12 protein-coding genes are annotated in these 14,096 nt (G+C 54.0%); 5 read left to right on the forward strand and 7 right to left on the reverse strand.

Features of this window, described 5'->3' with window-relative positions; genetic code table 11:
* Positions 1-13: 13 nt before the first annotated feature.
* Together dsbB and nhaB are read right to left on the reverse strand one after the other, a co-directional pair.
* Positions 14-544, reverse strand: coding sequence for a disulfide bond formation protein DsbB (gene dsbB, locus ED901_RS05310; RefSeq protein WP_122095621.1), 531 nt, complete (start codon positions 542-544; stop codon positions 14-16).
* A 182-nt stretch (positions 545-726) separates the two neighbouring features.
* Positions 727-2,277: a Na(+)/H(+) antiporter NhaB gene (gene nhaB, locus ED901_RS05315; protein ID WP_122095199.1), complete on the reverse strand. Its 1,551-nt coding sequence runs from the start codon at positions 2,275-2,277 to the stop codon at positions 727-729.
* Between the two features lie 242 nt (positions 2,278-2,519).
* Here nhaB and fadR point away from each other — a divergent pair, with 242 nt between their 5' ends.
* On the forward strand, positions 2,520-3,239 hold the full coding sequence (gene fadR, locus ED901_RS05320; protein WP_056770278.1) for a fatty acid metabolism transcriptional regulator FadR: 720 nt from the start codon (positions 2,520-2,522) through the stop codon (positions 3,237-3,239).
* A 100-nt stretch (positions 3,240-3,339) separates the two neighbouring features.
* Here fadR and ED901_RS05325 read toward each other — a convergent pair whose 3' ends face one another.
* Positions 3,340-4,875 (reverse strand): SpoVR family protein, encoded by a 1,536-nt coding sequence (locus ED901_RS05325; RefSeq protein WP_056770281.1) that lies wholly within the window; start codon positions 4,873-4,875, stop codon positions 3,340-3,342.
* Between the two features lie 240 nt (positions 4,876-5,115).
* A complete protein-coding gene (locus ED901_RS05330) occupies positions 5,116-5,946 on the reverse strand; it encodes an alpha/beta fold hydrolase (protein ID WP_122095201.1) in 831 nt (276 codons plus the stop codon).
* A gap of 496 nt (positions 5,947-6,442) precedes the next feature.
* On the opposite strand from ED901_RS05330, the gene ED901_RS05335 reads away from it, so the two are divergent.
* Both ED901_RS05335 and dadX read left to right on the forward strand, forming a co-directional pair.
* Positions 6,443-7,744, forward strand: coding sequence for a D-amino acid dehydrogenase (locus ED901_RS05335; RefSeq protein ID WP_122095203.1), 1,302 nt, complete (start codon positions 6,443-6,445; stop codon positions 7,742-7,744).
* 72 nt (positions 7,745-7,816) lie between these two features.
* A complete protein-coding gene (dadX, locus tag ED901_RS05340) occupies positions 7,817-8,890 on the forward strand; it encodes a catabolic alanine racemase DadX (protein ID WP_122095205.1) in 1,074 nt (357 codons plus the stop codon).
* A gap of 9 nt (positions 8,891-8,899) precedes the next feature.
* On the opposite strand, the gene ED901_RS05345 is transcribed toward dadX, so the two are convergent.
* Complete coding sequence (locus tag ED901_RS05345; RefSeq protein WP_122095622.1) at positions 8,900-10,096, reverse strand: multidrug effflux MFS transporter; 1,197 nt, start codon at positions 10,094-10,096, stop codon at positions 8,900-8,902.
* 164 nt (positions 10,097-10,260) lie between these two features.
* On the reverse strand, positions 10,261-11,088 hold the full coding sequence (gene nadE / locus ED901_RS05350) for an ammonia-dependent NAD(+) synthetase (protein WP_122095207.1): 828 nt from the start codon (positions 11,086-11,088) through the stop codon (positions 10,261-10,263).
* Between the two features lie 449 nt (positions 11,089-11,537).
* Between nadE and ED901_RS05355 the strand changes: the two genes are divergently transcribed.
* Both ED901_RS05355 and ED901_RS05360 read left to right on the forward strand, forming a co-directional pair.
* On the forward strand, positions 11,538-12,302 hold the full coding sequence (locus ED901_RS05355; protein WP_056770295.1) for a YdiY family protein: 765 nt from the start codon (positions 11,538-11,540) through the stop codon (positions 12,300-12,302).
* 263 nt (positions 12,303-12,565) lie between these two features.
* Positions 12,566-12,727 (forward strand): hypothetical protein, encoded by a 162-nt coding sequence (locus ED901_RS05360; protein WP_122095209.1) that lies wholly within the window; start codon positions 12,566-12,568, stop codon positions 12,725-12,727.
* Between the two features lie 70 nt (positions 12,728-12,797).
* On the opposite strand, the gene ED901_RS05365 is transcribed toward ED901_RS05360, so the two are convergent.
* On the reverse strand, positions 12,798-14,072 hold the full coding sequence (locus tag ED901_RS05365; protein ID WP_056770300.1) for a YeaH/YhbH family protein: 1,275 nt from the start codon (positions 14,070-14,072) through the stop codon (positions 12,798-12,800).
* Positions 14,073-14,096: the final 24 nt, after the last annotated feature.

Genomic DNA, 14,096 nt, shown 5'->3' on the forward strand with positions numbered 1-14,096 from the left:
CGGTATTTGCAGATTAACGGCCAAACAAATCGCGGCGTTTCGGCTTCACAAACTGAGCCAGCAGCACCAGCACACCGATAATCATAAATACGCTGAACACCACGACCAGCCACTGTGGCATGCCGAGTGTCAGGAATTCCCACTGCTTTTCTGCACAGTCACCGGTGGCAACGAACATGCCAGGGAACCATTTGTCCAGAGGCAGCCAGGTCGGGAAGCGCGCGGCGAAATCACAGGTGGCAAACGGAGAGGGGTGCAGCTGGATCATGGTGTGTTCCCATGACAGGCGGATCCCTTCGTAAGCACTGTATAACCAAATCAGAATACCGGCGTAACGCAACCAGGTAGAAGGCGCGATGGCACCCACCAGACCGGCACCGAGAATACCCAGCAAAGCACAACGCTCGTAAATACACATCACGCATGGTTGAAGCAACATGACGTGTTGGAAATAGAGCGCAACCAGCTCAAGGATCAGCGCGGTCAGTGCCATCAGAAGCCAGGCACCGCGTCCCTGTGAGCAGCGGTTAAGATATTGCAACATAGAAATTTTTTCCCTGCAGTTAGCTACTGAGACGCAGTGTAAACCAATTGCTTCCCGCTGCCAGCCTGTCTGCATGAAAATTAGGTAAATAATTGCGTGAATTCGGAGAATTCGACTTTTAATTTCGGTAATTTCCTCCACGGCATACGCATCAGAAATTACCGGGTCTTGCACCTGCGCTATCAGGCCAGCGAAATCCATCCCATCTGCGTGTACCACTCCGTCATTCCCGGCAGCAAGTACTGTACGCACAGCAGGCCGACCAGCGTCATCACCACCGTATAAGGCAGCGCCATCCACACCATTCTCCCGTAAGAGAGGCGGATCAGCGGCGCAAGCGCAGACGTCAGCAGGAACAGAAATGCCGCCTGGCCGTTAGGCGTCGCCACCGACGGCAGATTGGTGCCGGTGTTGATCGCCACCGCCAGCAGCTCGAACTGTTGCAGGCTGACAGCGCCGCTTTCCAGCGCGGCTTTGGCCTCGTTAATGTAAACCGTGCCGACGAACACGTTATCTGACACCGACGACAGCAGGCCATTAAAGAGATAGAACAATGACAGCTGGTTCGACGGGGCAGCCTGAAGAACGAAATGAATGATCGGGCTGAAGAGGTGCTGCTCGATGATCACGGCGACCACCGCAAAGAAGACCGTCAGCAAGGCGGTAAACGGCAGCGATTCCTGGAAGGCTTTACCGATGGCATGTTCATCGGTCACGCCGCAGAACGCGGTGGCGAAGATGATCACCGAAAGCCCGATCAGGCCGACTTCGGCAAGATGAAATGCCAGCGCGGCAATCAGCCAGACGCCGATCAGCGCCTGCACGGCCAGCCTGATTTGCTCCTGTTTCGTCATGTTTTCGCTGTTTTTCTGGTCGAACTTTTTCAGGACCTCAAAGACCGGCTGCGGCAGCTGCGCGCCATAACCAAACCAGCGGAAACGCTCGACCAGCGCGCAGACAATAAACCCGCAGATAAACACCGGTACGCTGACCGGCGACATCCTGATCAGGAAGTCGGCAAACTGCCAGCCTGCGCTTTTGGCGATGATCAGGTTTTGCGGTTCCCCCACCATGGTCATCACGCCGCCCAGCGCCGTGCCGACACCGGCATGCATCATCAGGCTGCGCAGAAAGGCGCGGAACTGCTCAAGGATTGCCTGACGCTGCGTGTTCCCGGTAAAGGCGCTGTCGTCGCTGATCCCGGCGTCTTCTGGCTGGTTCGAGGCAACGTTGTGGTAAATGGAATAGAACCCGACCGACACGCTGATCACCACGGCGATCACCGTCAGCGCATCCAGGAAGGCGGAAAGAAACGCTGCGGCAAAACAAAACGCCAGGGAAAGCGCGATTTTATTGCGCAGGTTTAACAGCAGCTTGGTGAAGACGTACAGCAGCAGCTGCTTCATGAAGTAGATACCGGCCACCATGAAAATCAGCAGCAGGATCACCTCCAGATTGGCAGAAATCTCCTCACGGATGCGCTCTGCGCTGGTCATGCCGATCATCACCGCTTCAATAGCCAGTAAACCGCCGGGCTGTAACGGGTAACATTTCAGAGCCATGCCCAGGGTGAAAATAAATTCCACCACCAGTAACCAGCCCGCCAGAAAGGGGCTGACCAGGAAGAAAACCAGCGGATTAACAATCAGAAAGACCAAAATAGTGATTTTGTACCAACCGGGAGACTGACCCAGAAAGTTTTTTATAAACGCGCGCGTGAAGGTGGTTTCCATATATCCCCAAAGGCTCCTGTTATTATCATTTATATTTCAAATGGTTAATCAAATATCATCATAATTAATTTAGCAATGACGGGGCAGACAGCGGCAATAAGTGATTCAAAAATTTAAATTTATGCCAACCCCTGCACAGTTTCCACATTGCCTGTCACTGTGGCCTATAACCGGGGATTTTCATCTGGTATGATGAGCTCAACTTTACCCCCAATAAATGCCCCAAACGGAACGACAAACACATGGTTATTAAGGCACAAAGTCCTGCCGGTTTTGCCGAAGAGTATATCATCGAAAGCATCTGGAACAGTCGGTTCCCGCCCGGTTCAATCTTACCGGCTGAAAGAGAACTTTCAGAACTCATTGGGGTAACCCGAACGACCTTACGTGAAGTGTTACAGCGTCTTTCCCGCGACGGCTGGCTGACCATTCAGCACGGTAAGCCGACGAAAGTGAACAATTTCTGGGAAACCTCCGGCCTGAATATTCTTGAAACGCTGGCGCGTCTGGATCATGACAGTGTTCCGCAGCTGATCGACAATCTTCTTTCCGTGCGTACCAATATCGCGACGATTTTCATCCGCAAAGCGATGCGCACTAACCCGGAAGAGACGCAGAAAGTGCTGGCTACCGCCGAGGTGGTTGAAGACCAGGCCGAAGCCTTTACCGTGCTGGATTACGACATTTTCCGCGGCCTGGCGTTTGCGTCCGGCAATCCGATTTACGGTCTGATCATCAACGGATTGCGCGGTTTGTACACGCGCGTCGGGCGTTATTACTTCTCCAATCCTGAAGCCCGTAAACTGGCTATCGCGTTCTACAAGAAATTGTCAGACATTTGCCACGAAAAAAGTTACGAGCAGATTGTGGATTGCGTGCGCAATTATGGCCGTCAGAGCGGTGAAATCTGGCACAGTATGCAAGGCACCATGCCGGGTGATCTTACCGATCAAAAGAAGTAAAAACCCAGTCCGTCAGGTCTGAACAGTAAAATGAGAAAAGGGCGCTGAGCGCCCTTTTTTAATGCCTGAACAGACTCTTTTCATCGCAGACGTTCGCCCGTCAGAGCGGTGCAGGGCGCGGCGGGCAACGCTCCAAAAGTTCGACGCTGCCGTCGGCGTTGAGTTGCTCGATAAACACATCGAAGCCCCAGAGACGATGAACGTGCTTCATCACTTCGCGGCGGCTTTTATCCAGCGGCGCACGATCCTGCGGGATATAACGCAGCGTCAGCGAACGGTCCCCGCGCAAATCGACGTTCCACACCTGAATGTTAGGTTCATGATTGCTCAGATTATATTGCGCTGATAACTCCTGACGAATAGCCCGGTAGCCTTCTTCATTGTGGATCGCCGCGATTTCCAGATAGTTATTGTGATCGTCATCGAGCACGGTAAACAGGCGGAAATCACGCATCACTTTCGGCGACAGGAACTGACTGATGAAACTCTCATCTTTAAAATCACGCATCGCGAAATGCAGCGTGGTCAGCCAGTCGGATCCGGCAATGTCCGGGAACCAGTAATGATCTTCTTCGGTCGGTTCCTGACAGATGCGCTTGATGTCCTGGAACATCGCAAAGCCCAGCGCATACGGGTTGATTCCGCTGTAATACGGGCTGTTATAAGGCGGCTGGAATACCACGTTGGTGTGGCTGTGCAGGAATTCCAGGATGAAACGGTCAGAGACTTTCCCCTCGTCATACAGATGATTGAGGATGGTGTAATGCCAGAAAGTCGCCCAGCCTTCATTCATCACCTGAGTCTGTTTCTGCGGATAGAAATACTGACTGATTTTGCGCACGATGCGTAAAATCTCGCGCTGCCATGGCTCCAGCAACGGGGCATTTTTTTCCATGAAATACAGCAGGTTTTCCTGCGGTTCGGAAGGGAAACGGCGCGCCTGTTCCGGTGCATCGATGGCGTCTTTGCGCGGAAGGGTTTTCCACAGCGTATTCACCTGGCTTTGCAGATATTCCTCGCGGCTTTTTTGTCGCGCCAGCTCTTCCTGCAGCGAGATTTTTTGCGGACGCTTATAGCGGTCAACGCCATAATTCATCAGCGCGTGGCAGGAATCGAGCAACCGCTCCACTTCATCAGTACCATAACGCTCCTCACACTCACTGATGTAGCGTTTGGCGAACAGCAGATAATCGACGATGGAACTGGCGTCGGTCCAGCTTTTAAACAGGTAGTTATTTTTAAAGAAAGAGTTATGCCCGTAGCAGGCATGAGCCATCACCAGCGCCTGCATCGTAATGGTATTTTCTTCCATCAGATAGGCGATACAGGGATTGGAATTGATGACGATCTCATACGCCAGACCTTGCTGGCCGTGTTTGTAGAGTTGCTCGGTTTCGATGAATTTTTTGCCGAACGACCAGTGCGTATAGTTGATGGGCATGCCGATGCTGGAGTAGGCATCCATCATCTGTTCGGAGGTGATGATTTCGATTTGATGGGGATAGGTGTCCAGCCGGTAAGACTTCGCTACCCGATCAATCTCAGCGAGATAGGTTTGCAACAAATCAAACGTCCAGTCCGGTCCATCGCTAAGACGTTTGTCCTCAGTATTTTTCTTTTGGGTCACTGTCGTCATAAGCCGCACCCTCATTCAGTTATGGACGCTACAGAGTGTTTGATTCACAACCTTTTCTTAAGATTTCGCACGTCCATTAATAATCGTAGCTCAATCTGATTTTGCTGCCTGATAAACACCAGAAATCCATTCCTCTGCCATTCTATATCCCCCGGTCTGCGCGCTGTCAACGTGCGGGGTGCCGGATAAAAAACGCCCTGCGGGCAGGGCGGGGGTGGCGTTCAGGGGCGGCGAGGGGGGTTAACTGCGGATAAACGCCAGCAGATCCTGATTGATTTCCTCTTTGTGCGTGCTGCACAGGCCATGCGATGCGCCCGCATAGACTTTACTTTTGCCGTCCGGCAGAAGTTTCAGCGCGGCTTCGCTGGAGGACACCGGCGGCACGATTTGATCGTCGTCGCCGTAGATGACCAGCGTCGGGATGGTCATCTTTTTCAGATCTTCGCGCTGGTCGGTTTCCGAAAACGCTTTCACACAGTCATACAGGGATTTGATTGACCCCTGCATTCCCTGAAGCCAGAAACTTTCGCGCAGCCCTTCGGACACCTCGGCACCAGGACGGTTGAAACCATAAAATGCGTCGGGCAGATCGCGGAAAAACTGAGAGCGGTCTTTCTGCACACCGTCGCGAATGCCGTCAAAAACGGAAAGGGGTAAACCGTCAGGGTTAAAATCCGTTTTGATCATGATCGGTGGCACGGCTGCAATCAGCACCGCTTTTGCCACGCGCGAGGTGCCGTGACGGCCAATGTAGCGGGCGACTTCACCGCCGCCGGTAGAGTGCCCGACGTGCACCGCGTCTTTCAGATCCAGGTGCGCGGTTAACTCGGCCATATCATCGCCGTATTGATCCATAGTGTTGCCGTCCCACGACTGCGAGGAGCGGCCATGCCCGCGGCGGTCGGCGGCAATCACGCGATATCCGTTGTTGGCCAGAAACAGCATCTGATCTTCGAAGGCGTCTGAGGTCAGTGGCCACCCGTGGCTGAACACCACCGGCTGCCCGCTTCCCCAGTCTTTGTAAAACAACTGCGTACCATCTTTAAGTGTCAGAAAGTTTGAATTATTCACACATCGTCCCCTCAGGCTGGATGAAAAGTTGCTCGACATGAACCGATCGAAGTGTAGGAGATTTTTTCGCCCATGGCCGGAAAAGTGATCTGCAGCAAATTTTAGCGGGGTGATAAACGCCACCGGCGTCTGCCCCGCGATCTGCGCAATAAATGAGGGAATATCACTGCGCGACTTCTTTGCAGTGGTTTATTCTGATAAGTAGCTTGTATACAAGAATAAATGCCCGTTATGAAAGCCGGGCTGATGGCCTTAAAACTCAGTGACAGCAATGCTGTCATTGCTTTCACAAAACCATAAGTTTCTCTCTGCGCAGCATAAATGTTGCGTGATATCGTTATTTATTTCCGCCTATTGATAAATTTGCTGGTATGAACGATAAATAATTGTGAAACAACTCACGGTTATGAACGCCTGTGTTGGCGATTTTTAACAGTCAGGTTAATTTCCTGTCATCAGAATATTATGCTTTGTTTGGGCGTTGAGTGGAGTCGATATGCGTGTAGTGATTTTAGGCAGTGGTGTGGTCGGTGTCGCCAGTGCATGGTATCTGGCAAAAGCGGGTCATCAGGTGACGGTTATCGATCGTCAGTCCGGCCCGGCAGAAGAAACCAGCGCGGGCAATGCGGGGCAGATCTCACCGGGCTACGCGGCACCCTGGGCGGCTCCCGGCGTTCCGGTCAAGGCGGTGAAATGGATGTTCCAGAAACACGCGCCGCTGGCGATCCGCCTCGACGGCACGCAGTTCCAGCTCAAATGGATGTGGCAGATGCTGCGCAACTGCGACATGAACCATTATCAGACCAATAAAGGCCGCATGGTCCGGCTGGCAGAGTACAGCCGCGATTGCATGAAAGCGCTGCGTGAAGATACCGGCATTCAGTATGAAGGGCGTCAGGGCGGCACATTACAACTGTTTCGTACTGCGCAGCAGTTTGAAAGCGCCGCAAAAGATATCGCCGTGCTGGAAGACGCGGGCGTGCCGTATCAGTTGCTGGAGTCTGCGCAGCTGGCGAGCGCAGAACCCGCGCTGGCACAGGTAGCGCACAAGCTGACCGGCGGGTTACGTTTGCCAAACGATGAAACCGGCGATTGCCAGATGTTTACCCGCCGGCTGGCGGAGATGGCGCGTCAGGCCGGTGTGGTGTTTGAATTTAACCGCACGGTGGATAAGCTGCATGTGGAAAACGGCGAAATTACCGGCGTGCAATGCGGCAATGACATCGTTAAAGCAGATGCTTATGTTGTGGCGTTCGGTTCCTATTCCACCGCGCTGCTGGCTGATCTGGTGTCGATTCCGGTGTATCCGCTGAAAGGCTATTCGCTGACGATCCCGATTACCGATCCTGCTTCTGCGCCAGTTTCCACCGTGCTGGATGAAACCTACAAAATTGCTATCACCCGTTTTGACGACCGTATCCGCGTGGGCGGCATGGCGGAGATCGTCGGCTTCAACCTGAAGCTGGCGCAGGCGCGCCGCGAAACACTGGAAATGGTGGTGAAAGATTTATACCCGAACGGGGGCAATGTCGAACAGGCCACTTTCTGGACCGGTCTGAGGCCGATGACGCCGGACGGCACGCCGATTGTCGGACGCACCCGCATCAAAAATCTGTTCCTGAATACCGGTCACGGTACGCTGGGCTGGACCATGGCCTGCGGCTCCGGCCAGTTGCTGTCAGACATTATGTCAGGCGTGACGCCGGCTATCCCCTCTGATGATTTATCCGTTGAGCGCTACAGCCCGGACTTTATTGCCCGCCCGGCGGGCCCGCATAAAATGCATCCGGTGGGCTGATCCCGCTGCACATTTCCGCCGGTGCAGCCGCTGTGCTGCACCGGCGTTACTTTGATCACTACCGGAGCTGGTATGCCTCGCCCGATTTCTGCCACTATCTCTCTCTCTGCGCTCACACATAACGTCAATGTCATCCGGGGTTTCGCGCCGGACAGTAAAATCTGGGCCGTGGTGAAAGCCAACGGCTACGGTCACGGCATCGAACGTATCTGGAAAAGTTTATCCGGCGCGGACGGCTTCGCCTTACTCGATTTTAAAGAAGCGATTTTACTGCGGGAATCGGGCTGGGAAGGCCCGATTCTGCTGCTCGAAGGTTTTTTCAGCGCGGCAGATATCGCCACCCTCGACCAGTATCGCCTGACCACGTCGGTTCACAGTGAATGGCAGATTGCCGCGCTGGCGCAGGCGCAAGTCAGTCACCCGGTGAACGTCTATCTGAAAGTGAACAGCGGCATGAACCGGCTGGGTTTTGCCCCTGAGCGTATTCCTGCGATGTGGAAAAAGCTGCGGGAACTCGGCCAGGTGGGGGAAATCACGCTGATGAGTCACTTCGCCACCGCCGACAGCGCCGAAGGCGTGGACGCGCAAATGCAGGTCATCGCCCGGGCTGGCGCAGGGATCGGCGGGCCGCGTTGTCTGGCGAACTCTGCCGCGACGCTGTGGCATCCGCAGACCCATTACGACTGGGTGAGGCCGGGCATTGTGCTGTATGGCGCATCGCCGAGCGGGCAGTGGCAGGACATCGCCGGTACCGGTCTGCGCCCTGTGATGACGCTGCGCAGCGAGCTTATCGGCATTCAGACGCTGAACAGTGGCGACCGCGTGGGCTATGGCGCACGGTATACGGCGGCGCAGGCTCAGCGTATCGGCGTGGTCGCCTGCGGTTATGCCGACGGCTACCCGCGCCATGCGCCTTCCGGTACGCCAGTCTGGGTGGACGGAGTGCGCACGAGCACGGTTGGGACGGTATCAATGGATATGCTGGCGGTGGATTTAACGCCATGCCCGCAGGCGCAGATTGGCGCACCGGTCGAGCTGTGGGGGAATCATCTTCCGGTGGATGAGGTGGCAACGGCGGCCGGTACGCTGGGTTATGAGCTGCTGACCGCGCTGGCCCCCCGCGTACCGGTGACGACTGTCGAATAAACAGCCGTATTAACGTTCCAGACGGGTCAGATTGCCCGTTGATTTTTTGCTGGCGCGACGCGCCAGCATCGCCAGACATCCTCCCGCCAGCATGACCAGCGCCACGCTCAGCTTCGGCTGCAACGGCAGTGCCATCGCAATAAACCCAAGTATCGCGCCACCGGCCATCTGTACCGAACCTACCAGCGCTGAGGCGACACCTGCCTCGCTGGAGTAAGGTTCGAGCGCATAGCTGGTCGCCGGGCCCATCAGGAATGCCAGTCCGGCACAGGCGCTGGCAACCGGCAACATGTATAACCAGGTGGCGGTTTGCTCTGCCGGCGGAACCAGCGTGATCCCCGCAATCAGCCCTAAACAACCGGCGAACATCAGTATGCCCCCCGTTTTCAGACACACCGGACGTCCCACCTTGCGGATAATGCGGTTAGCCACAAAGCTCACCGCCATAATCCAGAAGCCGTTTGCGCCAAAGACGATGGAGAACTCCAGCGGAGAAAGCCCGGCAACGTTCATCAGTACCGTCGGTGCCAGCGAGACGTAGGTCAGCGCCATGCCCATGGCTCCGGCATTGACCAGCGCAAAGGTGATGAAACGTGGATCCGATAAAATGCGTGCGTACTGGCGGAACGGCAGACCGCGGTTGGTGAGCGTATCCGCAGGGCGGGTTTCCGGCAGTTTGAAAATGACCAGCAGCAGGATGGCGATCGTATAGCCACTGAGCGCCCAGAAGGGCGCACGCCAGCCGTAAAACTGGGCAATCAGGCCACCTATCAGCGGGGCGAGTGCCGGGATAATATTCAGCGTGCCGTTGAGAAAACCGTAAGCGCGGGCGGCATCGTTGCCGCTCATGCGGTCACGCACGCCGCTGAAAATCACCACCGAGGTGCAGCAGACCGCCAGCCCCTGAACCACGCGTGAGAGCAGGAACATCCACGGTGCCACGGACGTGGCGGCGATGATTGCCCCCGCCAGATACACCAGCACGCCGATAATCGCGATCGGGCGACGACCGAATTTATCCACCAGCGGCCCGGCAACCAGTTGCCCCAGCCCCATGACCAGAATGAATAAGGAAATGGAGGACTGAATCACGGCCTCTGAGCTGTCTAAACCCACGGCAATTGCCGGGATGGCGGGCAGGTATAAATCAATACCGAGCGGGCCAAGCAATACCATGCTCAGCAACAGGAAAAGGAATTTTTGCATTGAAAACATCACTGTCAGTCATCCGAAAGGACGATAAGGGTAATGATTTAGTTAATGAATGAAAAGCAACTTGTGACAATCAGGGCGGTGCGGGAGAAGAGCGGGGCGGGAAAAAGCACGGACACGCAGAGCCTGTCCGTGCTGACGCGAGATTTGCCGCGTGATTATTTCTTCCAGAAATCGTCGAACACGGTGACCGGCGGCTGGCGTTTGTGCTCAGTGCGCAGATACCAGCCTTCGATGATTTTCGCCGAGGAGTCGTCGATCTTTTTTCCTTCCAGATAATCGTCGATCAGTTCGTAAGTCACGCCGAGCGCCACTTCATCCGGCAAGGCAGGGCGGTCTTCTTCTAAATCCGCTGTTGGTGCTTTGGTATAAAGGTGCGCCGGGCAGCCCATTTCCCGAAGCAACGCTTTCCCCTGACGCTTGTTCAGACGGAAAATCGGGTTGATGTCGGTGCCGCCATCGCCGTATTTGGTGAAGAAGCCGGTCACGGCTTCTGCTGCGTGATCGGTGCCGACCACCACGCCTTTCTTCATGCCCGCAATGCTGTACTGCGCTTTCATGCGTTCGCGGGCTTTTTCGTTACCCTTGATGAAATCGCTGAGTTCGATACCGATTTCGCGCAACGTCGCTTCACTGGCTAACACGGCGTTCTTGATATTGACGGTCAGGACCTGATCCGGCTGGATAAAGGTGATGGCATCCTGACAGTCGGATTCATCGGCCTGCACGCCATAAGGCAAGCGCACGGCAATGAACTGATAACTGTCGTCGGCAGTTTCCGCACGTAATTCGCTAATTGCCGTTTGGCAAAGTTTGCCGGTGAGAGTAGAATCCTGCCCGCCGCTGATGCCCAGTACCAGTGATTTAATAAATGGATGGGCCAGCAGATAATTTTTGAGAAAATCGACGCTGACACGCACTTCCTGCGCGGCATCGATTTGCGGTTTAACGTGCAGAGCCTGAATAATCTCTTGTTGTAAAGCCATTGACCACTCCTCCTGAAGGCTGCCTTCGAGGAACCCGAGGCAAAAAATAAGACGTTATCAGGATAAACCTACCCCGCATCGCTCAAAAGGACAAGATTCAGCAGATCGTTCGGCGCAAATCTGTACGCTGCCGGACGCCGCTTCTGCGCCTCAGGATGCAGTCATGACGTTCACGCCCTGAAACAAAAAATCAAGGCGGGAAAGTGTAATGATTGCGTTTTTTTATGGCAGGAAGTTATGCAAAAAATATAAGTGGTTAGGAACTGTCTAAAAAGGTCGCTTTATTAAGATCTCGCGGGCTGAGTACGTTATATTTGTTGCGGTAAAAATAGTTGTATGTATGTGCCATCGAAACGGAGTTGCCAGGCTTGATTAACGGATCCTAATTAATGGCATAAATCGTGTAGTTCAATATCGTTATTTGCCTTAAGTCTTATTGGGGAAGCAAAATGTTTTTTCGGGTTGTACGTCGTTTACCAGCGTGTGCCGTAGTCTGCGGTGCAGCGCTGTTCAGTATCTCAAGCCTTGCAGACACTACTATTTTCACTGCGTTAGATGATCCCGCTCAGGCGAAGAAGCCGTTCGTAGGGAATGTTCAGGCGGGTTACAGTGCACAAACCGGTAACACCAGCAACTCCACGCTGAATGCCGATACCACCATGACCTGGTTTGATACCAACACCGCTTACAGCTTGTGGGGTTCTGCACGTAACACCTCCTCTTCCGGTGTCCGTTCATCCGAGAAATATCAGGCCGGTGCGCGTACCCGTTACAATATGGATAACGCTAACTACCTGTTTGGTCAGGCAAGCTGGCTGAGTGACCGCTACAACGGTTATCGCGCGCGCGATGTGGCCACCGTCGGTTACGGTCGTCAGATCTGGAGCGGTCCGGTCCACACGCTGAATCTGGAAGCAGGTCCGGGTGTGCGTCATGATGAATTCCAGGCAGGCGGCAATTCCACCCGTGCGCTGGCTTACGGCTCAGGCACTTACGGTTATCAGATAAGCGATACCGCGAAGTTCACTCAGGGCGTTTCAGTATTAGCGAACGATGAAACCACGCTGAACTCCGAAACTGCGCTGACCGTTGCCATCAACAGCCACTTCTCTTTGAAAGTGGCTTACGACGTGACGTACAACACCAAACCACCCGCCAGTGCGCCGGATAAAACCGACACCGTCACTTCTGTGAACCTGGTGTACGGCATGTAATTTTCCCGCCGGGAAGAAGAATTTAAAAAGCCAGAGGAGCAATCTTCTGGTTTTTTTTTGCTTGTGACGGGCGATAAACCTCTGTTCATTCCTTTCCACACTGCTCGACGTTTTCCGCCTTTAATAATAAATTACGTAAAAGTTCGGTAAAAAAAACAAACTCTCCTCAAAATCTGCCGATAACTACCTCATCATATTGTCTTGCAGATTAACGGGAGCACAGCCTGAAAAATTCAAATTTGGCATTTGAGGAAGCATGCAGAATGGTAGGCGAGTGCTGCCTGATGTTTGCATCGAATGGGGAGGAAATCAGCCGGGCACGGGTGGCGTTATGGCTTGCCCGCGCCAGAGAAGAAGCCCCGCAGATGAACGGTGAGCAGGAGGATCCGCTGCTACTGGCGATTAACTTCCTGAAAGGGGGATGAGCGAAATGACACTGTCATGAACAACAAAAAAGCCGGCATCTGTGCCGGCTTTTGACATTGACGGGTTCGGTTATCCGTTTTCAGTTTGTTTATGGAAAAGCTCCCTGAAGACCGGATAAATATCTTCCTGTTCACGGATATGCTGCATCGCGAAATTACCGAATTTCTGCTGCAACACTTCGTATTCACGCCACAGCGTCTGATGGGCGCGGCGGGTGATTTCGATATAACTGTAATAACGCACCATCGGCAGGATCTTCTGCGCCAGAAGCTGGTGGCACAGGGGGGAGTCGTCAGCCCAGTTGTCGCCATCGGAGGCCTGCGCGGCGTAAATGTTCCACTGCGCCGGATCGTAACGTTCCTGAATGACTTCATCCATCAGCTTCAGTGCGCTCGACACGATGGTGCCGCCGGTTTCCTGCGAGTAGAAGAACTCCTGTTCATCCACTTCTTTTGCCTGCGTATGGTGACGGATATAGACCACATCGACGTTTTTATACGTCCGGCTCAGGAACAGATAGAGCAGAATGTAGAAACGTTTGGCCATGTCTTTGGTCGCCTGATCCATAGAACCCGAGACATCCATCAGACAGAACATCACCGCCTGGCTTGAAGGTTCGGCGCGACGCTCATAGTTGCGATAACGTAAATCAAAGGTATCGATAAACGGCGTTTTAGCGATTTTCGCCCGCAGCTCAGCAATCTCTTTACGCAGCCGTTCCTCTTCCAGTAACTGTGCCGGTTCGCTGATTTCAACCTCAGAAAGCGTCGATTCCAGTTCACGCAGCTCCCGTTTTTTACCCGCCGTCATCGCCGTTCGGCGTGCCAGCGAGTTTTGCAAAGAACGCACCACGCTGATGTTGGCCGGCACACCGTTAGAGGTATAACCGGAGCGATGGGTTTTATATTCATTCAGCTGTTTATGCTGATTTTTTTTCAAATTAGGCAGCGCCAGATCTTCAAATAACAGATCGAGATATTCGTCTTTGGAAATCTGGAAGGAGAATTCATCCTCGCCTTCACCGTCCTGGCTGGCATCGCCCTGACCACTGCCGCCGCCACCGCCCCCTTGCGGTCGCTCGATGCGGTCATTCTGCACAAAGTGGTCATTGCCGGGGTGAACACGGTGGCGTAAGCCACCGCGGCCCTGATGGAACATGGGTTCATTGATATCCGCATTGGGGATCGACACTGACTCCCCGCTGTCGACGTCGGTAACCGAACGCTTGTTAATGGCCTCGGCAATCGACTGTTTGATTTGCGACTTATAGCGGCGCAAAAAGCGCTGGCGGTTAACCGCGCTTTTATTTTTGCCATTAAGCCGACGGTCAATAAAATACGTCATATTTCCCCCAAACGGCGTTGCCAA

Origin of the sequence: Rahnella sp. Larv3_ips (assembly GCF_003697865.1) — a bacterium.
Classification (GTDB): Bacteria; Pseudomonadota; Gammaproteobacteria; order Enterobacterales; family Enterobacteriaceae; genus Rahnella; species Rahnella rivi.